The organism is Microbacterium alkaliflavum (assembly GCF_044325405.1).
In the GTDB taxonomy this organism is placed as follows: Bacteria; Actinomycetota; Actinomycetes; order Actinomycetales; family Microbacteriaceae; genus Microbacterium; species Microbacterium alkaliflavum.
The window spans coordinates 1-1,439 of record NZ_JBIQWL010000029.1 but is presented as its reverse complement, the minus strand read 5'-3'; the positions used below and the strand labels follow the sequence as shown (position 1 = coordinate 1,439).

Here is a 1,439-nt window from a genome sequence, read left to right as displayed (position 1 = left end):
GGTCAAGTCCCGTGGCGTGGTGTCATTCCGTTGCTTCCTGAGGGTGGGTGGTGGTCAGGCGGTGAGGTAGAGCTCGGGACGTGCGGGCTCGGCGTGGTCGTGGAGGGTGTGGGCGAGTTTGCGCATGGAGGTTTCGGAGAAGTAGCGGCGTTCGCCGTAGGACCATTCCTCGTGCTGCTCCTGGAGGACGGCGCCGATGAGGCGGGTCACGCTGTCGCGGTCGGGGAAGATCTGGACGACGTCGGCGCGGCGTTTGATCTCGCGGTTGAGCCGCTCAATGGGGTTGTTCGACCAGACTTTCTGCCAGTGCTCGCGGGGTAGCGGTGCGAATCCGGTGAGGTCGGCTTCGGCGGCCTCGAGCATCGTCGCGATCTCGGGGAACGAGCCGCGGAGACTGTCGGTGACGGCGTTGTATTGGGCGAGGACCGCTTCGGGGGTGGTTTGCGCGAAGATCGTGGAGATCAGTGCGTTGACGGGCTTGGACCGTGCTGAGCCGATCTTCTGGGTGACGTTGCGGGCGAAGTGGACCCGGCATCTTTGCCATCCCGCTCCGGGCAGGATCGCCTTGACCGCGGCCTTCAGGCCGGCGTGCGCGTCACTGGTGACCAGGGCGACGCCGAGCGGGTCGGCGTCGGTGGCGACCTTCAGTCCCCGGTCGCGGAGGGAGCGGAGGAACTCGGTCCAGAAGTCGGTGGTCTCCGCGTCGCCCAGCGCCATCCCGAGGATCTCCCGCCGGCCCTCGCCACTGACGCCGGTCGCGACGACGAGGGCTTGGGAGACGACCCGGCCGCGGTGGCGGACGTCGAGGTAGGTGGCGTCGAGGAACAGGTACGGGAACCAGGTGTGATCGATCCGCCGATGCAGGAATTCCTGCACCGCCTCGTCGATCTCGGAGCAGATCCGAGACACCGTCGACCTCGAGATGCCGGTGTCGTTGCCGAGAGCGCGGACGAGCTGCTCGACCTTGCGGGTGGATACCCCGTCGATCCAGGCCTGGCAGATCACCGCGTAGAGCGCTTTGTCGACTCGCCGTCGCGGGTGCAGCAGCGACGGGAAGAACGACCCCTCTCGCAGCTTCGGGATCTGCAGGTCGACCTCCCCGGCCGGAGTGGCGAGCAGCTTCGAGCGGGTGCCGTTGCGGCGGGTGGTGCGTTCCGAGGTGCGTTCGTAACGGGCGGCGCCGATCTTCACGGTCGCTTCCGCGTTGACAAGGTCCTGCAGGCCGGCCTGCAGCATCCGGCGGAACACATCGGAGTGGGCGAGTTCGGGGTCGGCGAGGACTTCGCCGATGAGGGACGTCAGGGCAGACTGGTACTGGGTCATCGTGGGGTCTCTGCTTTGCTTCTTGCCGGAAACAACTGGTCATCCCACGGTGGCCCTTCATCGTCAGCGACGACGAGAGCCCCGCAGGAATTGACACCACGCTATGGGACTCACCC

1 protein-coding gene is annotated in these 1,439 nt (G+C 66.8%); it reads right to left on the bottom strand.

What is annotated here, in order from left to right:
• Positions 1–54: 54 nt before the first annotated feature.
• The gene (locus tag ACH3VR_RS23305; RefSeq protein ID WP_397558733.1) at positions 55–1,323 is read right to left on the bottom strand and encodes an IS256 family transposase; all 1,269 of its coding nucleotides are present in this window, start codon (positions 1,321–1,323) and stop codon (positions 55–57) included.
• Between the last annotated feature and the right edge of the window lie 116 nt (positions 1,324–1,439).

Excerpts from the sequence above, each read along its gene's own strand:
- ACH3VR_RS23305 (WP_397558733.1), bottom strand. The coding sequence starts at position 1,323 with ATGACCCAGTACCAGTCTGCCCTGACGTCCCTCATCGGCGAAGTCCTC.